At 54.5% G+C, this 19,251-nt stretch carries 19 protein-coding genes; 7 read left to right on the forward strand and 12 right to left on the reverse strand.

The genetic code is table 11. From position 1 onward, the window contains the following. Positions 1-41: 41 nt before the first annotated feature. Positions 42-1,889, forward strand: a complete 1,848-nt coding sequence (locus AC2IBB_RS03990; RefSeq protein ID WP_486331620.1) for an ABCB family ABC transporter ATP-binding protein/permease — start codon at positions 42-44, stop codon at positions 1,887-1,889. On the opposite strand, the gene AC2IBB_RS03995 is transcribed toward AC2IBB_RS03990, so the two are convergent. Then, complete coding sequence (locus tag AC2IBB_RS03995) at positions 1,871-2,377, reverse strand: DUF1993 domain-containing protein (protein WP_486331621.1); 507 nt, start codon at positions 2,375-2,377, stop codon at positions 1,871-1,873. The genes AC2IBB_RS03990 and AC2IBB_RS03995 overlap by 19 nt on opposite strands. Before the next feature lie 269 nt (positions 2,378-2,646). On the opposite strand from AC2IBB_RS03995, the gene trhO reads away from it, so the two are divergent. Beyond that, complete coding sequence (gene trhO / locus AC2IBB_RS04000; protein WP_431687740.1) at positions 2,647-3,642, forward strand: oxygen-dependent tRNA uridine(34) hydroxylase TrhO; 996 nt, start codon at positions 2,647-2,649, stop codon at positions 3,640-3,642. A 50-nt stretch (positions 3,643-3,692) separates the two neighbouring features. Here trhO and AC2IBB_RS04005 read toward each other — a convergent pair whose 3' ends face one another. Both AC2IBB_RS04005 and AC2IBB_RS04010 read right to left on the reverse strand, forming a co-directional pair. Further along, positions 3,693-4,031 (reverse strand): chaperone modulator CbpM, encoded by a 339-nt coding sequence (locus tag AC2IBB_RS04005; RefSeq protein ID WP_486331622.1) that lies wholly within the window; start codon positions 4,029-4,031, stop codon positions 3,693-3,695. A gap of 3 nt (positions 4,032-4,034) precedes the next feature. Continuing rightward, entirely contained in the window at positions 4,035-5,000 is a 966-nt protein-coding gene (locus AC2IBB_RS04010; RefSeq protein WP_486331623.1) for a DnaJ C-terminal domain-containing protein, read from the reverse strand. 167 nt (positions 5,001-5,167) lie between these two features. Between AC2IBB_RS04010 and AC2IBB_RS04015 the strand changes: the two genes are divergently transcribed. From AC2IBB_RS04015 to folE, 3 genes are all read left to right on the forward strand, one after another. Next, positions 5,168-6,010, forward strand: coding sequence for a 23S rRNA (adenine(2030)-N(6))-methyltransferase RlmJ (locus AC2IBB_RS04015; protein ID WP_486331624.1), 843 nt, complete (start codon positions 5,168-5,170; stop codon positions 6,008-6,010). Positions 6,011-6,123: 113 nt separating this feature from the next. Beyond that, positions 6,124-6,849 (forward strand): dihydromonapterin reductase, encoded by a 726-nt coding sequence (gene folM, locus AC2IBB_RS04020; protein WP_486331625.1) that lies wholly within the window; start codon positions 6,124-6,126, stop codon positions 6,847-6,849. A 35-nt stretch (positions 6,850-6,884) separates the two neighbouring features. Then, entirely contained in the window at positions 6,885-7,451 is a 567-nt protein-coding gene (gene folE, locus AC2IBB_RS04025; protein ID WP_011394509.1) for a GTP cyclohydrolase I FolE, read from the forward strand. 54 nt (positions 7,452-7,505) lie between these two features. Here folE and AC2IBB_RS04030 read toward each other — a convergent pair whose 3' ends face one another. Together AC2IBB_RS04030 and AC2IBB_RS04035 are read right to left on the reverse strand one after the other, a co-directional pair. Beyond that, positions 7,506-8,552, reverse strand: coding sequence for a succinylglutamate desuccinylase/aspartoacylase family protein (locus AC2IBB_RS04030; RefSeq protein WP_486331626.1), 1,047 nt, complete (start codon positions 8,550-8,552; stop codon positions 7,506-7,508). A gap of 55 nt (positions 8,553-8,607) precedes the next feature. After that, complete coding sequence (locus AC2IBB_RS04035) at positions 8,608-9,291, reverse strand: SIMPL domain-containing protein (protein ID WP_486331627.1); 684 nt, start codon at positions 9,289-9,291, stop codon at positions 8,608-8,610. Between the two features lie 653 nt (positions 9,292-9,944). Here AC2IBB_RS04035 and AC2IBB_RS04040 point away from each other — a divergent pair. Then, positions 9,945-10,946: an AraC family transcriptional regulator gene (locus AC2IBB_RS04040; protein ID WP_486331628.1), complete on the forward strand. Its 1,002-nt coding sequence runs from the start codon at positions 9,945-9,947 to the stop codon at positions 10,944-10,946. Between the two features lie 14 nt (positions 10,947-10,960). On the opposite strand, the gene AC2IBB_RS04045 is transcribed toward AC2IBB_RS04040, so the two are convergent. From AC2IBB_RS04045 to AC2IBB_RS04065, 5 genes are all read right to left on the reverse strand, one after another. After that, complete coding sequence (locus tag AC2IBB_RS04045; RefSeq protein WP_486331629.1) at positions 10,961-11,884, reverse strand: hypothetical protein; 924 nt, start codon at positions 11,882-11,884, stop codon at positions 10,961-10,963. A gap of 131 nt (positions 11,885-12,015) precedes the next feature. Then, positions 12,016-13,761 carry a PHA/PHB synthase family protein gene (locus AC2IBB_RS04050; RefSeq protein WP_486331630.1) on the reverse strand — a complete coding sequence of 582 codons (1,746 nt, stop codon included), beginning with the start codon at positions 13,759-13,761 and terminating at the stop codon, positions 12,016-12,018. Positions 13,762-13,930: 169 nt separating this feature from the next. Then, on the reverse strand, positions 13,931-14,722 hold the full coding sequence (gene znuB, locus AC2IBB_RS04055; protein WP_486331631.1) for a zinc ABC transporter permease subunit ZnuB: 792 nt from the start codon (positions 14,720-14,722) through the stop codon (positions 13,931-13,933). Then, on the reverse strand, positions 14,715-15,482 hold the full coding sequence (gene znuC / locus AC2IBB_RS04060) for a zinc ABC transporter ATP-binding protein ZnuC (RefSeq protein ID WP_486333920.1): 768 nt from the start codon (positions 15,480-15,482) through the stop codon (positions 14,715-14,717). Before znuC ends, znuB begins: the two co-directional genes overlap by 8 nt. Next, positions 15,479-15,967 carry a Fur family transcriptional regulator gene (locus tag AC2IBB_RS04065; RefSeq protein ID WP_486331632.1) on the reverse strand — a complete coding sequence of 163 codons (489 nt, stop codon included), beginning with the start codon at positions 15,965-15,967 and terminating at the stop codon, positions 15,479-15,481. Before AC2IBB_RS04065 ends, znuC begins: the two co-directional genes overlap by 4 nt. 369 nt (positions 15,968-16,336) lie before the next feature. Between AC2IBB_RS04065 and malE the strand changes: the two genes are divergently transcribed. Further along, the gene (malE, locus tag AC2IBB_RS04070; RefSeq protein ID WP_486331633.1) at positions 16,337-17,566 is read left to right on the forward strand and encodes a maltose/maltodextrin ABC transporter substrate-binding protein MalE; all 1,230 of its coding nucleotides are present in this window, start codon (positions 16,337-16,339) and stop codon (positions 17,564-17,566) included. Between the two features lie 47 nt (positions 17,567-17,613). Here malE and AC2IBB_RS04075 read toward each other — a convergent pair whose 3' ends face one another. Both AC2IBB_RS04075 and AC2IBB_RS04080 read right to left on the reverse strand, forming a co-directional pair. Then, the gene (locus AC2IBB_RS04075; RefSeq protein ID WP_486331634.1) at positions 17,614-18,084 is read right to left on the reverse strand and encodes a chemotaxis protein CheW; all 471 of its coding nucleotides are present in this window, start codon (positions 18,082-18,084) and stop codon (positions 17,614-17,616) included. 134 nt (positions 18,085-18,218) lie between these two features. Further along, complete coding sequence (locus AC2IBB_RS04080) at positions 18,219-19,205, reverse strand: chemotaxis protein CheB (RefSeq protein ID WP_486331635.1); 987 nt, start codon at positions 19,203-19,205, stop codon at positions 18,219-18,221. Positions 19,206-19,251 lie beyond the last annotated feature (46 nt).

The following is a 19,251-nucleotide window of genomic DNA, read 5'->3' on the forward strand; positions in this document are numbered from 1 at the left end:
TGTAGCCCAACACTGACCCTGTTAACGACTGATATATCATTATGCGACGTTCCAGTTCCGCCATCGATGCGCCGGACAACGAAGCGGGGATCAAAACTCTCCGTTCTTTGTGGCCTTATCTGCTTGAGCATAAACGCCGGGTTTCATTGGCTTTGTTATGTCTGATGGGGGCGAAGGGCGCGAGCGTCGGCTTGCCGTTTATACTTAAGTACATTATCGATGGCCTCGATTCGGGGCGCGCCAACATCGTGGTGGGATTGCCGCTGGCGTTGCTGTTGGCCTATGGCGCGGCAAGGCTCGGCAATGTGCTGTTCGGCGAAGTGCGCGATGCGTTATTTGGAAGAGTGACGGAGCGGGCCATGCGGCGCATCGGCTTGCAGGCGTTTCAGCATTTGCACTCCCTGGATCTGGATTTTCACTTGAATCGCAATACCGGCGGCCTGTCTCGGGATATCGAGCGAGGGCTGTCCGGCATCAGCTTTCTGATGCGGTTTATGGTGTTCAATATCGCGCCCACGCTGCTGGAAATCCTCATGGTGATCGGTCTGCTGTTGATGAACTACTCCCTGTGGTTCGCGCTGATCACCTTTGTCGCCGTGGTGTTGTACGTCGCATACTCCGTGGTGGCGACGGATTGGCGTACGGAGCATGTGCGGGAAGCCAATCGCGCGGATTCTGAAAGCAATACCCGGGTGGTGGACAGTCTGCTCAACTACGAGACAGTGAAATATTTCACCAATGAAGAATACGAAGCGCAGCGCTATGACGCCGACCTGGCGCGCTGGGAGCGGGCGCGGCGCAAGAACCGCCTGTCGCTATTCGTACTGAACGGCGGGCAGGCGTTTATTGTGGCGCTGGCAATGACATCGATGATGATTCTCGCTGCGCAAAATGTCGTGGCGGGAGAGATGACCTTAGGTGACTTCGCCCTTATCAACGCTTTTATGATGCAGCTATTCATGCCGCTGAATTTCCTGGGTTTTATCTATCGCGAGATGAAAGGTTCGCTCGCCAACATTGAGCAACTGTTCGTACTGTTGCGCAGATCCTCGCAAGTGCCTGACAAAGTGGGCGCGCCGGAGTTGCAGGTCGGACAGGGGGCGCTTGAATTTTCTGACGTCCATTTCGGCTACTCGACCCAACGCCCCATATTGCAAGGCGTTAGCTTCCGCATTGAACCGCAGCGCAAAGTAGCGGTGGTGGGAGGCAGCGGGGCGGGGAAGTCGACGCTGGTCAAACTGCTGTTCCGTTTCTATGACGTTAATGGCGGCGCCATAAAAGTGGATGGGCAGGACATTCGGGAGGTGGCGTTGAAGTCACTGCGCTCCGCGATTGCGATTGTGCCTCAGGATACGGTGCTGTTTAACGACACCATATACGAAAACATCCGTTATGGTCGGATTGATGCGACCGAGGAAGACGTGTGGCGAGCTATCCGTATGGCGCATCTGGAAGAGTTTATCCAACGTTTGCCGGAGGGCGCGAGTACGCTGGTGGGCGAGCGTGGATTGAAGTTGAGTGGGGGTGAAAAACAAAGGGTCGCTATTGCTCGCGCGATTTTGAAGAACCCGCCCATACTGGTGTTTGACGAGGCGACCTCTTCGTTGGACAGCAAGTCCGAACAAAGCGTGTTGCAGGCGATCAGGGAGGTCTCTCAGGGGCAGACCAGTCTGGTGATCGCCCACCGGCTGTCTACGGTTATCGACGCTGACTTGATCGTGGTGCTGCAGGAAGGAAAAGTTGCTGAGCAGGGGACTCACTCTGAACTGCTGGCGCGCAACGGCGTATACGCCAATCTTTGGCGTATCCAGCAACGTGAGGATGCGGAAACTCCGGCCGCCGGGCCGGAGCAAGAAGATTCAGGCGAGAATTATTCAACGCCCAAGTAATCGGCTTTGCCAATTTCCACACCGTTATGACGCAGGATGGCGTAGGCGGTGGTGATGTGGAAATACAGATTGGGAAGCACGAAGTGCAGCAGGTAGCGCTGACCAGTGAAAGTTGGTGTGTAAGAACCCAGTTTCAGTTGAATGGTCTTTTCTTCCGTATTGTCGATCTGCTCTGACGTGAAGGTTTTTACGTAATCAATGGTCTTGGTGAGTCGGGCGGATAACTCCGCCAATGTGGTCTCGTTGTCCTCGAAGACCGGCGGCTGCTGGCCGGAGAGCCGCGCGACGCAGCCTTTCACCGTATCGGTGGCGATCTGAATCTGAGAAGAAAGCGGCAGCATATCTGGATACAGGCGGTAATTAACCAGATTTTGAGGGTCGAAGCCTTTTTTCTCCGCGTGAGCGGCGGCTTTCTCCAGGATCTGGTTGAGGTTGCCAAGCATGCGGATGAAGATGGGGACGGAAGTCTGGTACATGGATATAGACATAATATCGCCTCCAGCGATGATAAGAGTTGGTTATTTGCGGTCATAAAGCCGGTCATGGCCGGTAAATACAAGCTAACCAGACGGCGCCGACAGATCCTGGCGCCGGGCTCCCCATTCTAACTGGCTCCGAGTGGGAAGACGTAACTTAATGACATACTTTTTAGCGGTTACGGTTTTCCGACGTGCGATTGGTTAAAATTTGAGTATAATGTCGCCCGCAAATTTTTTGCTCTGGTTTTACGTTCCAGCACGCAATATAGGAAAAGTGAATGTCACAGTATGTTATCTGTGCGCTGTACAAGTTCGTCGCCCTCGACGACTTTGAGGCGCTGCGCGCTCCATTGCTTGAAGTCATGGAGAAAAATGAAATCAAAGGCACCCTGTTGCTGGCCCGCGAAGGCGTAAACGGCACGGTCTCCGGAACCCGCGAGGGGATGGATGCGCTGCTGGCCTGGCTGAAGTCCGATCCTCGTATGGCGGACTTGAGCTACAAAGAATCCTACGATGAGAACATTCCGTTCTATCGCACCAAAGTCAAACTGAAGAAAGAAATCGTCACCATGGGCGTGGAGGGCATTGATCCAAAACGTGTGGTGGGCACTTATGTCAAACCGCAGGATTGGAATGCGCTGATTACCGATCCTGAGGTGTTGCTGATCGACACCCGTAACGATTACGAAGTGCAAATCGGCAAGTTTAAGAATGCGATCAATCCGAATACGGAAACGTTTCGTGAGTTTCCAGATTACGTCAAAAGCAATCTTGATCCAGCCAAACATAAAAAAGTGGCGATGTATTGCACTGGCGGCATTCGCTGTGAGAAATCCACTGCTTACTTGAAAGAGCTGGGTTTTGAGGATGTTTATCATTTGGAAGGCGGCATTCTGAAGTATCTGGAGGAAGTGCCTCAGGAAGAATCAACCTGGGAGGGCGAGTGCTTCGTATTCGACAACCGGGTGGCGGTGGATCACGGCCTCAACAAAGGCAGCTATGACCAGTGTCACGCCTGTCGTATGCCGATCAGCGCGGAAGATATGCAGAGCGAGCATTACAAGAAGGGCGTCAGCTGTCCTCATTGTTATGATAAGGTCTCCGAAGACCAGCTTCGCCGTTTCGCAGCGCGTGAGCAGCAGATCGAACTGGCTAAGTCGCGCGGAGAAGAGCACATCGGCTCTGAAGCGGCCAAAGCCATCAAGAAGCGTCAGGCTGAGAAAAAGCTGAAGCGCAAAAACTATCATCAGCACCTGACTCAGGGCGCTGAATAGCAAAAAGGCCGGCTTAAACGCCGGCCTTTTTCGTTGTGGTTTCCCCTGCCTTAATCCGCAATCAGACGGCTGAGTTGTTGGTTCAGTCGCGTCACTTCGCGTCTGAGTTCGTTGACCTCATCCAACAAGTCCAGTGACATGGCGAGCCCGGGCAGGTTGAGTTGCAGGTCACGCTGCAGGCGCATCGCCCGACTTAATCGCGCCAATGCCAGCGTATCGAACTGCCATTGGTGGGCGGGCCGCTCCTCCACGGGCGCGATGACCCCATAACTGACCAGCTCGATAATGAACTCGGCGTTGACGCCGCCGCGCTCGCATAATTCGCGCAACGTGTAGGTGTCGCTTTGTCCAAGCACTTCCACCGTGCCGATGATCGTTTTACGCGTCATCTCTCACACCCCCAACTTGCTGCGCGGATTATAGGATTTTTCTTTTTCCGCAAGCTCCTTATAAAGCGCTTCCGCATCGGCGCTATGGGACTTGGGCAATGTTACCTGCAGTACGATTATCTGGTCTCCGGCGGGATTGCCGGGCAACCCTTTGCCTTTCAGTCTCAGCTTTTGTCCGCTGCTGGCGCCTTTGGGGACTTTCACGTTGACCTTACCGCTTAATGTTGGCGCTGTCACAGTGGCGCCCAGTGCAGCTTCCCATGGCGAGACGGGTAGAGTCAGGTAAATATCCTTGCCGTCGACGGAGTACACCGGGTGGGGCGCGAGCTCCACTTCCAGAAACAGGTCGCCGTTCTCAGCGCCGCCAAACCCCGCCGCGCCCTGACCGCGCAAACGGATGTGCTGTCCGGGTCCCATGCCGGCTGGAATTTTTACATTGAGAGATTTGCTGCGATGACCTACCAGTCCGTATTCGTCGATCTCCGGCACTTGCACCTGAACTTGTTTCTCACACCCGTGGAAGGCTTCTTCCAGGAACAAGGCGATTTTGGCGTGCACGTCCTCGCCGCGCATGCGGAAGCTCTGCTGATGACCCTGCTTATAGGTGCGATGGGCGGAGCCGCCGCGACCGAAGATGGACTCGAAAAAGTCGCTGAAGTGGCGCGCGTCCGCCTCGGTGAAGCCGCCGCCGTTGAAGTTTGAAGCGGACTCCCAATCTGGCGGCGGGCGAAAACGGCCATCTTCGCCATAGGCGCCCATACGCTTGAGTTGATCGTACTCCGCGCGTTTTTCCGGGTCTTTCAATACCTCATAAGCTTCGCCGACTTCTTTGAATCTGACCTCCGCATCCTTTTCTTTACTGACGTCCGGATGATACTTACGGGCGAGTTTGCGGTACGCTTTTTTGACGTCATCGGCGGACGCTGCTTCCGCGACGCCGAGAATCTTGTAATAGTCTTTGAATTCCATAGATTTTTACCAACCTTCACAGACCCTGCGTCTCATTGCCGTTAGAATATGCAGCCCAAGGTCGGGCGGGCATTGCCATAGGTCAGATATAATGCTGAAAAGGCGACATTCAACGTCGGACCACCTAAAATAGGCGGCTTTTTCAGGGGAAGGAGTCAGCGCCCTTTATGCTGAGCTATCAACATGTCTATCACGCAGGCAACTTCGCCGATGCGCACAAGCATTGGGTGCTGTCTTTATTGCTGCAGGCGCTGTGTAAAAAATCCACGCCCTGGCGCTATCTGGAAACCCATGCAGGTCGCGGCGACTATGACCTGACCTCTGAGGAAGCGCAAAAGACCTCAGAGTGGACAGCGGGCATTTTGCCGCTGATGCAGGCCAAGGGGACCTGTCCGCCGGAATTCGACGCCTATTTGGCGGCGGTGAGAGGGTTGAACCCCGACGCTGGAAAACTGACCCGCTATCCCGGCTCTCCGGCTATCGCCGCTGGTTTCCTGCGTGAGACGGACCAGTTGGCTTTGTGCGAGCTGCATCCTAAAGAATACGCGGAACTTAAGCGTCAATTCGGCCGGAGCAGGCAAATCCATATTCACCAAAGAGATGGCTTCGAGGGCGTTATGGCGATGTCGCCGCCACCGGAGAAGCGCGGACTGGTGATGATTGATCCCAGCTATGAGCTGAAGGACGACTATCAACGTATTCCCACCTATATAAGCAAACTGACCAAGAAGTGGTCTAACGCGGTCATCGCCATCTGGTATCCCATACTTGCGGAGAAGCGTCACGAACAAATGCTTGAGTTGATGCGCCAGCTTCCTTTGCAAAAGACGCTACACAGCGAGTTGATCTTAACGCCGGTGGCGCGCGGAATGTACGGAAGTGGTATGCTTGTGGTCAATCCGCCCTGGCGGCTCGATGAGCAACTGCAGGCGGGTTGGGCGCACCTCAGCGAAGCCCTTCGCGGCGATCCAAAAGCCTCCTGTAGCGCTGACTGGCTGATAGCGGAGTAACTCCGCGATTACAAGTTCGGCCTGGGAGCGCTGACGCTTGAGGATGACATAAAGGGTATGCGGCCGGCGCCGCAGCCTACTGGACATGAATTCATTGGATACAGGTTTGTGTGGTGAATTGGACTAGCCAAGGAACAATATTAATAACCGGAGCGGCCCAAAGGGTTGGGCTCCATTGTCTGCAGCGGCTGCTTGATAAAGGCGAGCGGGTCGCCATGACTTATCGCTCCGAGCGGTCGGAGATTGCTGATTTGCGGGAACGCGGCGCGATTTGTCTGCAGGTGGACTTTACGGAACAAAGCTCCGTCGAACGGCTGATACGACGGTTAAAGGAGGAAGTGGGTCCGCTGAGGGCGTTGATACATAACGCGTCCTCATGGGCTCCCGACCGGAGTGAGGATACGGACTACCGGGCGGTGATGCAGGATATGGTGGCGATACACATGACGGCGCCTTACCTGCTGAATATGCACTGTTACGACCTGCTGGAGCAGGGACGTAACCCATGGTCCGATATCATTCATATTTCCGATTACGTGGTTGAAAAAGGAAGTGACAACCATATTGCGTACGCCGCGGCGAAAGGGGGCATGGAAAGCATGACCCGATCTTTCGCCAAGCGCTACGCGCCGCATATCAAGGTAAACACTATCGCTCCGTCGTTATTGATGTTCAATGACGGCGACGATCCGGACTACCGAACTAAAACCTTAAGGAAGTCCGCCCTTGGGATCGAGCCCGGTCCCGACGTGGTCTGGCAGGCAATCGCCTTTATCCTGGACTGCTCGTATATGACCGGGCGGGAAATCAAGCTCGATGGCGGACGTCATATCCGTTGATCATACTGATCCATAGGTAATGTAGAGGAACCAACATGTTAGACAAACTGGTCGCGCAGTACAGCGCAATTATTGAATCCCTCGGAGAAGACGTTAATCGTGAGGGACTGCGCGATACGCCTAAGCGCGCCGCCAAAGCGATGCAGTTCCTGTGTCGCGGCTATAACCAGTCGTTAGAGGAAGTCACCAATGGGGCGGTGTTCGAGTCAGATACGGACGAAATGGTCCTGGTCAAGGACATCGAATTGTACTCCCTGTGCGAACACCACTTGCTGCCTTTTATCGGGCGCTGTCACATTGCCTACATACCAAATGGCAAAGTGTTGGGCTTATCGAAATTTGCGCGCATCGTGGATATGTTCGCCCGTCGGATGCAGATTCAGGAGAATCTCACTCGACAGATCGCGGAAGCGGTGTTGGAAGTCACCAATGCACATGGCGTTGGCGTCATTATTGAAGCGCGTCACATGTGTATGATGATGCGAGGGGTGGAGAAGCAGAACTCTGTAATGAGTTCGTCCGTCATGTTGGGCTCCATGCGCAACAATCCTTCTACTCGCAGTGAATTCCTCACGCTGGTGCATAGCCGTCGGGCGCTGTAACCAAGCTGCCGGATCGGGCGCCGCATATCGCGGCGACCGTCGCACAGGCGTTTGTCAGGTGATAGGCGCCTCGCTGCGAGAAATATGATCCTCCATGTCAGAGTGAAAGGTTTCCACGACCTGCTCCGCCAAATCCACCTGATTAAAGCGCGCAATGTGAAATATCGCCTCGCCTTCATGGGCCAGAGGCAGATTGCTGCGTCCTATGACAATGCCGGAGCAGGGCGATAAAATGGGTTCGCCCTGGCTGTCCAGGGGGCCATTCAGATAACCCAGCAAGTCTCCTTTGTTAACCCGACTTCCCAGGGGTTTCAAAGCACGCAGAAATCCGCCTACCGGCGCCCGCACCCACTGTGAGGAGCGCGCCACCACAGGCGTGGCTTTGGCTCTGCCTTTCACGCGCATCTTGATCATGCCCAGTTCTTCCATCACCCGGCGCACGCCACGAACGCCGGCGGCGATGCAGTTCTCATCAAAGCGCAGCGCTTCACCGGCTTCGTAGGTGATGATCGGTACGCCAAGGTCGTCTCCGGCGCCGCGAAAGGAGCCGTCACGGATTTCCGCGTCAATAATCACCGGCACGCCAAACATATGCGCCAGATCCGCCGCTTTCTGATTGTCCAGGTGCACCCTTATTTGCGGAAGATTGCTGCGATCGATAGCGCCTGTATGAAGGTCAATGGCGTAATCCGCCTGTTGCAATACGCAGGTGGTGAACAGGTGCGCCATACGCGCCGCCAGTGAGCCTTTCTCGCTACCGGGAAAGCATCGATTGAGATCGCGTCGGTCAGGTAAGTAACGGGATCGATGAATGGTGCCCAGCACGTTCACGATGGGAACGGCGATCAGGGTCCCTTTCAGATTTTTCAGCCAGGGGGCGTGTAATACTCGCCGTACGATTTCGACGCCATTGAGTTCGTCGCCATGGATAGCGGCGCAAATCAGCAGGCGCGGACCTTTGGACCTGCCGTGCACAACTTCGACAGGGATGGATACATCGGTTTGGGTGTAGAGCTGTCCGACAGGAAGCTCGAATTGTTGACGATGTCCCGGCGCGACCTGCGCGCCGAGAAATTCAAAAGGTTTGGACTTAACCGCCATTGTTGCACATCCTGACTGTCTTCAAGCTGCGGCGTCGTCCGAAGGACGCCAAGCGTTACCGCACCAGTTCGATTTCGCCATTGACGGTCATGGTGACCGTTTGCGTACCGGCTGCTACGGCAGGCGTCGCCATCTCGGCCATTTTGGCTGCGCCGAAGCTGCGCATTTCTTGGCGCGCGTAGTAGACGGGACCGCTGCTTGAAATATTCATGTTTACGATTTTGTAGCTCTGAGCTCCCAATTGGGAGGTAATCAACTTGGCGCGCTCGCCAAATGATTTCAGCGCCTCGCCGATAAGCTCATTTTCTTTGGCCGCTTTCAGGGCGTCAGAGGCGTCGAACTCCACATTTTGTACTTTCAAACGCTCCTGCAGTTCGCCAATAAGGCCGGACAGCGCTTCGATATCTTTACTTTCCAGCTTCAGGGACTGTTCCGCATTCCAGGCTACGATTTTTTGCTCTTTGTAGCGGGGATCAGTGCGGTAGTCCTGGGTCTGGTACTTCACACTCTTGGCGGATTTTACTTCATCCAGCGCCCAACGCATGGCTTTGTTTACGTCATCCGCCGCCTGTTGTGCGGTTTTTTGCTGTGATTGGGAGTGTAGTACGACGCGCATGATGTCGTTCTCCAGTTCGCCTTTGGCTTCGGTGGAGAGTTGAACGCGATCATAATTAGTTTGCTCCGCAGCGAACGCCGGCATGGCTAAAACGCTGAGTACAAGAAATCTGCTTATCGACATGATTTTCTCCCTAATCCTAAAAGTAGTTGCTGCTCAGCAACATAGCAAAATGATCCTGAGTGCTAAAGATAAATTTAGTTAAGGAGAAGTGGGCGGCGAACTAAGATGCGAGGGTCAAAGAAGGAGAAGAGAGGAAACTTCAGAGAAGCGCCTTATTCAAGGCAAAAAAAACCGCGAAATAAATTTCGCGGCAGGAATTGTGCACTTTCATCAGGCTGGAGTCCAAAGGGTGTCAACAGTAGTAGATGCTGTTGAGATACTCGTCCAACGCTGCAAAATTTGCTTGCTCTTGGTCAGTATTTGGAACACAGACTTTCCAATTTTCATCATACATCATACTTGTCTCTCCCTAAGTCAAGTGGCCTGAGTCGGTTCTCTAGGGCCTGAAAACACAGTTAAACGATGGCTACTGCTTCACGTTTACGGGATTCATATTACCAAGGCGAAAGAAAACCGGCTTGACTGCCTGTGTTAAGCTTTTGACATTCTGTTGCAACTTTGCGCGATTATGGTTTGCGTCTTCTGTAATTGCTACAGCGTCTGCATTGTTGCGGAAAAATCGCCGCCGACTCATACCGCCATGTGTGGATGATTGTTATATTGGCCGCTAATAATAATTAACAGTTCCATTTGAATGGTTGAGATTAGTCGATATGGATCAGCCTACTGTCGCCGGTTCCACCGTTAAAGCGCTTTGCTTTTGGCTTGCCGAGCGAGGGATGGATGTCAATGCGCTGGCGGATGAGGCTGAGCTGGATCTCTCCATGCTGGAGGATCAGGACTATCGCGTCTCTTTACCGGCGTACAATCTGCTGTGGTCGCGTGCGGAGAGTGGGCTAAAAGATCCTGCGGTTGGCCTGCATGTGGGGGAGTGGGTTGACTCACGACGGATGGGAGTGATTGGTCATATCATCTTCAACAACCGCACCCTGGAGCAAGGCTTGAAACAATATGTGCGTCTGTCCGCGCTGGTGAATGAGGGAGTGCGCACGGAGTTTCATTTACAGGGCGATGACGCCGTGATGGAGTACCACTGCGAACGCCCGGAGTATTACCACCGTGCGGGTATGGACCGGATGCTGGCGCTGTCCGTGACCCGGGCGAGGCGCTTTGTCAGTGAAAAGATCTTCTTGACCAAAGTGGGCTTTTCTCACTCAGAGCCTGAGTATGTGGCTGAATACGAACGTATTTTTCAGTGCCCAGTGAGCTTCAGTCAGCCATGTTGCTATCTCGCTTTCAACAAAGATTTCCTTAACTTTGAATTACCTCAACGCAATCCTTATCTGCACCAGGCGCTGACGCGTCAGGTGGAGGCGTTATTGCAGAAGCTGTCCCTGCGCCGCACGGTATCGCATAAAGTGAAGGCGATAGTCGCCAAGCGTTTATCGCGCGGCGATATTGAAGCGGAAAAAGTGGCGGAGAAAATGAACATGTCGCGCCACACCCTGTACAGAAAACTGAAGCAGGAAGGCGTTTCATTTCAGGAGCTGGTGGAGCAGGTGCGTAAGGACAAGGCGTTGGACTATCTGCAAAAAGGGAAGTATTCACTTAGTGAAATCGCCTTTTTGCTGGGTTTTTCCGAGCTAAGCGCTTTCAGTCGCGCTTTCAAACGCTGGACCGGAGAAAGTCCGGCCAGCTACCGCAATCAGCAGTAGCTGGCGCGGTTTTCCTATAACCCTTCCTGTTCGCTGTTATTGTCCTCATTCTTCCGTGTAGGACGGGCGAGCAGTAATGACAACAAAATGCTGATGATCGCGCCAGAAATAAACAGGGTGACGGTGTAACGATTGTTGGCCTGATCATGGAAAGCCTGGTTTGGCGTAATGCGCAACAGCCATTGCCGCTCAGGTAGATCCAGTGTGTCGCTGTGCAGCCAGGATTTGCGTTTCTTCACATTATCCTCGCCATCCGGCGGCAGCACCAGTTTCACCAAAGGGTCGCTGGCGTAGCGCAGTAAATCAAAGACAGAGAGGGTGAAACCCTCTGGGTTGTAATCAGCAATGGCGCTTTGCAAGCTATGTTCCAGGTCGAAACTGATGGCGATGAGCATATCGTTGACGCGACGTATATAGCGGACTTCGCCGCGATAAGCGGGGTTCTGAGAATTGATCCGGGTGACCGGCGTTGCGATAGTTTCGCCGCTGCGCCAAGCCTCGTCAAAGGCGGGTTGGAGTTCCGGTAATTCGGTGACGCGCTTGATGTCGTTAAGCGTCAGGGGCTGCAGGCTATTAATATCCGTGACGGTGAAACGGCGGCTATCATCGGCGGAGGTTGTGATGAGCAGATGCTCAATGCTGCTGATATTGGGAAACCCCTGCAGGAACACCCGTGTCGCGTCGGTGGCTGCGTCTTCTGATTCCGGGCGGGCGCTGCACATGCGGAACCATAGCTCCGCGGCGGCGCGATTCTGCTCAAATGTCCGACGCACGATTTGAGCGATGAACTGCGCTTCCTGAGCAAAGCGCGCATGAGCGTCTTTCTCCTGCTGCTTATTGGAAAAATAGGCCATGGCGGCCGTTAACGATAGCCCAACCAACAGCGCCAGGAGCGATGGCAGAGAGAGTAAAAACCCGTACATATTGCGGGACCGCATTGAATCCTCCGGATAATTGCCGCCCCCAGGCGGTTACCAACCTACTTCCGCTGGAAGCGTACTCCATTTTCGTGACAGTCGGTAACTATAGAGTTCCCTATTATTCGCATCAAGGGGAAGCCTGAAAGCCTTTATCTTTGATATACATAAGTGCCCGGTGCATCACAAAGTTGCGGATATTCGCAATCCGGCGCGCCAAGAGGGGGAGGCGGAGTTTGTTCGTTGTTGCTGTGATCCCGAAGCCACTGATTCCATGCGGGCCACCAGGAGCCCTCATGGCGGGGAGCTATTATAAGCCAGTCGTCGGGGCTGTAGTTGCGGTCCTGGCCATATCGGGTATTGATTTGGTAACTGCGTCGCGGATGCCCGGGTTCGCTGATGATGCCGGCGTTGTGGCCGCCACTGGTCAGTAAAAAAGTTATCTCTGTGGAGCTAGTGAGACGACGGATTTTATAGACGGATTTCCAGGGGGCGACATGATCTTTGGTGGCGCCAACGACGAAGATGGGAATGCGGATGTCCCTTAAGAATATCGGACTGTCGTCCACTTCAAATCGGCCTTCGGCGAGGTCGTTATTCAGAAACAGACTGCGCAGATATTGCGAGTGCATACGGTAAGGCATTCGGGTGGTGTCCGCATTCCAGGCCATCAGATCGTTCATCTTACTGCGTTCGCCCAGCATATATTCGCGCACGATGCGCGACCAAAGCAGGTCTTTCGAACGCAGCATCATGAAAGCGCCGGACATTTGCGTGGCGTCCAGGTAGCCCTGTTCCCACATCAGGTCTTCCAAGAAGGTGAGCTGACTTTCATTGATGAACAACATCAGTTCGCCAGCTTCTTTGAAGTCTGTTTGTGCGGCGAAAAGGCTGATGGTGGCTAGTCGTTTATCTTCATCTCTCGCCATCGCGGCGGCAGCGATGCTGAGCAAGGTGCCGCCGAGACAATAGCCGACGCCGTGTATCGGCGGCGCGTCGGGAACAATGGCGGAGATAGCGTCCAGCGCTTCCATTACGCCCAGACGCAGATAATCCTGCATGCCGAGATTGCGATCTTTGCCATCCGGATTCAGCCAGGAAATCATAAACACTGTATGACCTTGCTCCACCAGGTAGCGCGCCAGGGAGTTATGCGGCGACAGATCGAGAATGTAGTACTTCATGATCCACGCGGGAACGATAAGTACTGGCTCTGTGTACGTGCTCTGAGTCGTCGGTGCGTATTGAATCAGTTCAATCAGGCGATTGCGATAAATCACTTTGCCCGGAGTCACTGCGAGGTTCTCGCCAACCTTGTAGTTTTCTGAGCCGACAGGCGGGTCGCCATTGAGCAGGCGCTGCGCATCTTCACGCCAGTTCTCCAAACCATCGAGAAAGTTCTTGCCGCCGCTTTCCATGGTTTTCTTGATGACTTCAGGATTCAACCAGGGAACGTTGGAAGGCGACAACAAATCCAGTAACTGACGCGCGCAAAATGACACTATATTCTCGTTACGGGGCGACACGCCAGGAAAGTCGGTCGTTGCGTAATGCCACCATTGTTCATGAAGCAGGAACCACTGATAGGCAAGGTTATATGGAAAATGCCTCCACTCCTCGTTGCGAAAGCGAATATCCTGGGGAAGCGGCTCAATAATCGGCTCAGGGTTCTGATTGGCGACTGCGCGGGCGCAATAGACGCCATATCGCAGCAGGTTGCGGGAGATGTTTTTGGCCAGTTCAGCCTGTTTCCCGGGCGCCATCACAGCATGACTGACCCAATCTGTGTAGGCCTGGATGAACGCGGCGGGAGAATTGCCGCCAGTGCCGTACCCGATAAACGCGTGCAGGAGGCGGTCAATCGCCTTGGATTCCGCAAATAGAGAGCCGTCGTCCACGTTAGCCTCTTTGTTTTAGTAGAAGTAAAAACACGACGCGAAACGCAGGAGCGCGTCCTGGGTAGATCCGGGGACTGCTTGTGGAATGATCACAGTAAGGAGTTGAGGCTTTGAAAGCAACCGTGAAACACAGCCGGCGAAACGCAATGCTCGCCGGCTTTGCTTTGGGTCAGGCGCGGCGTAGACGATGCGCGCCCATGCTGCTTAAAAACAAAACAAATGCTGCGACAACAACGGACGGCCCGGCGGGAGTGTCCCACCACCAGGACATGCTCAAACCGGCGACAACCGCAAACACGCCGCTGGCGATAGCGAGAGCAGCCATTTTCTCTGGCGTGTCGCTGAAAGGGCGAGCCGCCGCTGCAGGGATAATCAGTAATGACGTCACCAGCAGCACGCCCACGACTTTCATGGCGAGGGCGATCACCAAAGACATCATTAGCATCAGCAATAACTGTGTGCGCAATATGTTGTAGCCCTCAACGGCTGCGAGATCCTCATTAAGAGTCATCATCAGCAGCGAGCGCCAAAGCATTCTGAGTATAACGATTGCGGCGATTGCGCCTGCGAAAATCCACATGACGTCCTGATAGTTGAGCGCCAGCAGGTCGCCGAACAGGTAGCTCATCAGATCCACTTGCTTATCCCGCATGAAACTGAGCGCCACCAGACCCAGAGATAAGGAACTATGGGCGAGAATACCCAGCAATGTATCCGTAGCGATGTGCTTCTGTCTTTGCATCAGAGCCAGCGTCAGGCCCATCAGCACGCAGCCGGCGGTGATAGCGAGGCTCACGTTCACCTCCAGCATCAGGCCCAATGCGACGCCCATCAAGGCGGAGTGGGACAAGGTGTCGCCGAAATAGGACATGCGCCGCCACACTACAAAGCAGCCCAAGGGGCCGGTAATAAAGGCCAGTCCTATGCCCCCCAGCAGGGCTGGAATGAGGATATCAAGCATGTTGGCCGCCGTGAGAGCACTCACTGCCGGCGGCGACGGTGCCGTCGGCGTGGTGGTGGTGATCATGGTGATGGTGGTAGACCGCCAGTGAGCGAGCCGCCTGAGCCCCGAACAGATTGATGAAGGCGGGTTCGTTGGAGACCTTCTCCGGGTGCCCGGCGCAGCATATATGTCGGTTCAGACAGAGCACCTGATCCGTAGAGGCCATTACCAAGTGAAGGTCGTGAGAGACTAACAGGGCGCCACAATGCAACTCGTCCCTTAGCGTACGGATGAGACGATACAGTTCCGCCTGTCCCGTGACGTCCACACCTTGCGCTGGTTCATCCAGCACCAATAAATCTGGCGCCCGCTGCAGCGCACGCGCCAGCAATACTCGTTGCAGTTCGCCACCGGACAAGGTGTGCATGGGTTGCTTGGCGAGGTGCTCCATGTCGACTCTTTGTAAGGCTTCGCGCCAGCGTTGCGGATTATGCGCAAGTTGCAGGAAGCGTTTGACGGTCAGGGGCAGAGAGGCGTCGATATGAAAGCGCTGCGGCATGTACCCGATTTTCAGGCCAGGGCGTCGCAGTACTTCTCCACGACTCAAAGGCTGTATGCCCAACAGGGCTTTGGCCAGTGTGGATTTGCCGGCGCCGTTGGGACCGATGACGGTAATGATTTCGCCGGGGTTGATATCGAAGGTGACTTTTTCCAGCAGCGTCTGGCCTTGAATTTCGACGGTGACGTCCTGCAGGCGAATCAATGGCGGCGCGTTCATTGGGCTGACCTGCATGTTGTGCATAGCCCGCTGATTTCCAGCGTCATGCTTTCCACTTGGAAGCCCTGTTCCTGCGCCAAGGATAACAGTTGTTTGCGCAATGCATTTTCTGTGATTTCCTGCGCGCGCTTGCACTGTTTGCAGATCAGAAAGCCGCCTTGATGGCCTTCCTGGGGACATACACAGCCCATGAAGGCGTTCAGGGAGGCGATGCGATGCACCAGACCGTTTTCCTGCAGAAACTCCAGGGCTCGATACACTGTTGGCGGTGCGGAGTTACGGCCTTCTTGTCCAAACTGAGAGAGAATGTCATAAGCGCCGATGGGCTTGTGAGATTGCCAAATCAGCTCCAGCACCCGTAGACGGGTGTCCGTCAGCCTCAGGCCGCGTTCTTTGCAGAGTTTCTTGGCGGTAATCAGTGCGTCATGAATACAGGATGCATGATTGTGTTGCTGGAACACGGCGTTGTCGGATTGACTGGTCATAATGATTCCGCAAGAGTTGCAATGCAGGCGTTAGCGCCGGATTCGGCGGAGGCGTAAGGAGTGTAATGTTATAACAATTGAGCTTGTGCTGAAACTGCCAGCGCCGTACTTCCCTTGATCTGGGGTGAAACAGGTCTTAAAAGTTGCTAATTCTCACGCTTTTTTGAAGGGGGTTGTATGCAAAATCACCGGTTAGGGTCCATAATCTTGTGCTGGGTGTTTGTCAGGCAGGCGCTTGTCGGACTCCGTAATATAAAAAGTATAATTCAGGGCTGAACGAAACCGGCGCATGCCGGATTGCCAGGAAGGTCGCGCTGAGTCCTCGGGTCGAGACTTCGAACCCCGTGAGACTTCAGAGGTAAAATAAGAATGTCAGCGCTAAAGAACCTTTTCACACTGGCGTTATGCTTGGTCAGCACTCTCGCCTGCGCGTTTGAAAAAGACTCTCTCATTGTCTGGATAGGAGCCGACAAAGGCTCAAAAGGCGTCGCCGAAGCCGGCGCTGCATTCACCGCCGTCACTGGTATGAAGGTGAAAGTGGAGACGCCAGACGACCTCACTGTTCAATTCGACCGCCTCGCGCCTACGGCGCAAGGTCCGGATATTGTCATATGGGCCCATGAACGTTTTGGCCCCTGGATCAATGACGGCTTTATGGAGCCTGTCACTCCTTCTCAAAAAATGCGCGACAGCGTCGCGCCGTTTACTTGGCGGGCGTTGACGGTGGGGGATGATATATACGGTTTTCCCATCGCCATAGAAGCGGTGAGCCTGATCTATAACAAGGCGCTGGTGAAAACGCCTCCTCGTACCCTGCAGGATGTAATTAGCCTTGATCGCGACCTGCGTAAACAAGGCAAAAAAGCCATTGAGTGGGACTATAAAAATACTTACTTCAGTTGGCCTTTTATCGCTGGCGCCGGCGGTTACAGCTTCGGCAAGTCAAACGGCGTCTACAATCTGGCGGATGTCGGCTTTGACAGTCGCGGCTCTGTTGATGCGGTGCAGGCGATTAAGCAGCTGCTGGAACAGGGCGTATTGGAAAAGGCGGCGGATTACGGGTCTATGATGAGTGGCTTCAAGAAAGGCGAAGTGGCGATGATCATTAACGGTCCCTGGTCGTGGCGTGAAATCAGGGACGCAGGCGTCAGTTTTGGCGTGGACTATATTCCAGGGTTGACGGCGGAGCGTCCCGGGCGTCCCTTTGTCGGCGTGCTGGCGGCGGGTATTAATTCTGCGGGAAGAAACAAAGAGGCGGCGCAGCGTTTTCTGGAAGATTATCTATTGACTTATGAAGGGCTGAAGAAAGTGAATCAAGACAAGCCCTTAGGCGCAGTGGCCAATGTCCGGCTAATGAAGGAGCTATCGGTCGATCCTTTGATTCGTCATACCTTCGTTTCCGCTGAAAAAGGCGAGTTGATGCCGGATGTGCCGGAAATGAAACGCTTCTGGGGATTATTTACTTATAAGTTGCCGGCGATGCTGAAGGGGGAGGCGGCGATCAGCGCGACACTCAACGATATGGCGGATCGGCTGCGAAAGTTGGACGAATTGAAGGGGTGGGGGCGGCGCCACTATCTCTCGGACAAGGAAAATTGAGCGCAGACAGTCAGGCAGAGTGGGGCGCATAAGCGCCCCACTGCCGATCAACGAGCGGATACCGCCTGCAGAGCGAGCAGCTCCATTTTCTCCAAAGAAGGGATGATGGCGTCCTCGCCGCTGACCTTCACCATCATTTTGTCCAGAGGGCCAAGGTCGGCCTTCTCCTGAGCGCTGACTTCCTCGCTCCGCACCTTCATCAAACGGGGGAGACCCTGGGTGACGAACGCCATGAACGGCAGTTGCTTGTGTTTGTCGCCAATTGTGTTGGTAACGGCGATCCGGGTATGAGTGGACTTTGCGCCGGAAGCGGACTTGTTGGCTTTGTCGTAAGACACCAGTGGCAGACGCAGACCGCGCCAGCGGATGTAGCCGAGGAACCACTCCTCTCCACCTTCAACGGGTTCAGGCGCCTGATAATCAACGATTTCAGCGATGCTGGCGTTGGGTAATAGCAGATTTTTTCCCTGTACGGGAATCAATAAACAGGAGATTTGTCCGGAGGTTTGCTCCACCATGAATCTATCCTCGAAATCGTTTGTCTTACCGGCGCCTGTCTCACGGCGGGCGCGAATATCATCTTTGGCCTGGTGCGGCCCAAACCGATAAAGCTTCAGTCTGAGTCTAGCTTAACAGACTGAAGTCCGGAAAATCAGGCCAGGCCACGTTTGCGTTTCGCCAGTTCCTCAAGCTCTACGGTCTTCAGTAATTTCTCCGCCAACTGATGCGGGGCGCCGCGAAACTCCACGCAACCTGTCGCGGCGATGGAGTCCGGCATGGAGCTGTTGGCGCAGGTATCGGTACTCTGCGACCAGATACGACTGCCGTATGCCCTCAGCAAGGGGCCCGCGAGCGAGCCGTCATTGCCCATGCCGCTGAAAATAATGGCGCTACAACGACCACTGTAGTAACCGCCGACATTCAGCATGGCTTGATCAATGGAGGGGCCGTATGGGCCCGGCCAGGCGTTCTCTCTGATTTCCATCGAGCCTTCCGCGTTGAACACCACTTCGTGGTCTACAGGCATGATCACGACTTCACCGTAATGCAGGCGGGCGCCATGCTGGGCTTCTTTCAAATTGAACGCAGAGTGGCGGCCTAACACCCGCACCAGCACATTAGCCGCGTTCTGATCGATATGCTGGGCGTAAACGAAGGCGACGGGCAAACCGGACGGCAAACAGTCGAGAAAACTTTTTACCGCAGCAGGGCCGCCCAAGGATGCGCCCAGAATCCATACTCTTTCTACTGGATCGTTAACGCCGCCGGGCCGAATATGGTGCGGCAACGGCAGGGCGGAGGGGCTGCTGGTCGACGCCTCCAGCGCAGTTAAAGACGCGCCGGCCTGGGTGAGCGTTGGCGGCTCGCCTAATAACTCCACCAGTTTAGTGAACAGGCGCCGCTCCCATTTGGCGTATTCGAGGCTGTGCTTGTTGGGCGCTTCCCCTAATCCAAACAAAACGGGGGCTTCGCTGTGATCGATCAGCGTATCAATGGCGTCCGCCCAACGGTCTTCGTCGGCCAGTGTGACGATCCACACCTCGGCAGCGGCGTGACGCTCCAGGAGCGCTGTGCTAAGCCTGGAAGGATCGCAGCTCGCGATCACCGCGAAACCGTATCCTTCCACCGCGCTTTGCATAATATGCCGCTGTAAAGGGCAGTCCGAAATAATGCCAACTTTTGCA

The sequence above is a fragment of the Hahella sp. NS-SX17 genome, assembly GCF_057367735.1.

Bases quoted from the DNA above. Each gene is read 5' to 3' on its own strand.
- AC2IBB_RS03995 (WP_486331621.1), bottom strand. From the start codon at position 2,377: ATGTCTATATCCATGTACCAGACTTCCGTCCCCATCTTCATCCGCATG.
- trhO (WP_431687740.1), top strand. From the start codon at position 2,647: ATGTCACAGTATGTTATCTGTGCGCTGTACAAGTTCGTCGCCCTCGAC.
- znuB (WP_486331631.1), bottom strand. From the start codon at position 14,722: ATGCTTGATATCCTCATTCCAGCCCTGCTGGGGGGCATAGGACTGGCC.
- AC2IBB_RS04030 (WP_486331626.1), bottom strand. From the start codon at position 8,552: ATGGCGGTTAAGTCCAAACCTTTTGAATTTCTCGGCGCGCAGGTCGCG.
- AC2IBB_RS04015 (WP_486331624.1), top strand. From the start codon at position 5,168: ATGCTGAGCTATCAACATGTCTATCACGCAGGCAACTTCGCCGATGCG.
- AC2IBB_RS04080 (WP_486331635.1), bottom strand. From the start codon at position 19,205: ATGCAAAGCGCGGTGGAAGGATACGGTTTCGCGGTGATCGCGAGCTGC.
- znuC (WP_486333920.1), bottom strand. From the start codon at position 15,482: ATGAACGCGCCGCCATTGATTCGCCTGCAGGACGTCACCGTCGAAATT.
- AC2IBB_RS04005 (WP_486331622.1), bottom strand. From the start codon at position 4,031: ATGACGCGTAAAACGATCATCGGCACGGTGGAAGTGCTTGGACAAAGC.
- malE (WP_486331633.1), top strand. From the start codon at position 16,337: ATGTCAGCGCTAAAGAACCTTTTCACACTGGCGTTATGCTTGGTCAGC.
- AC2IBB_RS04045 (WP_486331629.1), bottom strand. From the start codon at position 11,884: ATGCGGTCCCGCAATATGTACGGGTTTTTACTCTCTCTGCCATCGCTC.
- AC2IBB_RS03990 (WP_486331620.1), top strand. From the start codon at position 42: ATGCGACGTTCCAGTTCCGCCATCGATGCGCCGGACAACGAAGCGGGG.
- folE (WP_011394509.1), top strand. From the start codon at position 6,885: ATGTTAGACAAACTGGTCGCGCAGTACAGCGCAATTATTGAATCCCTC.
- AC2IBB_RS04065 (WP_486331632.1), bottom strand. From the start codon at position 15,967: ATGACCAGTCAATCCGACAACGCCGTGTTCCAGCAACACAATCATGCA.
- AC2IBB_RS04035 (WP_486331627.1), bottom strand. From the start codon at position 9,291: ATGTCGATAAGCAGATTTCTTGTACTCAGCGTTTTAGCCATGCCGGCG.
- AC2IBB_RS04040 (WP_486331628.1), top strand. From the start codon at position 9,945: ATGGATCAGCCTACTGTCGCCGGTTCCACCGTTAAAGCGCTTTGCTTT.
- AC2IBB_RS04075 (WP_486331634.1), bottom strand. From the start codon at position 18,084: ATGGTGGAGCAAACCTCCGGACAAATCTCCTGTTTATTGATTCCCGTA.
- AC2IBB_RS04010 (WP_486331623.1), bottom strand. From the start codon at position 5,000: ATGGAATTCAAAGACTATTACAAGATTCTCGGCGTCGCGGAAGCAGCG.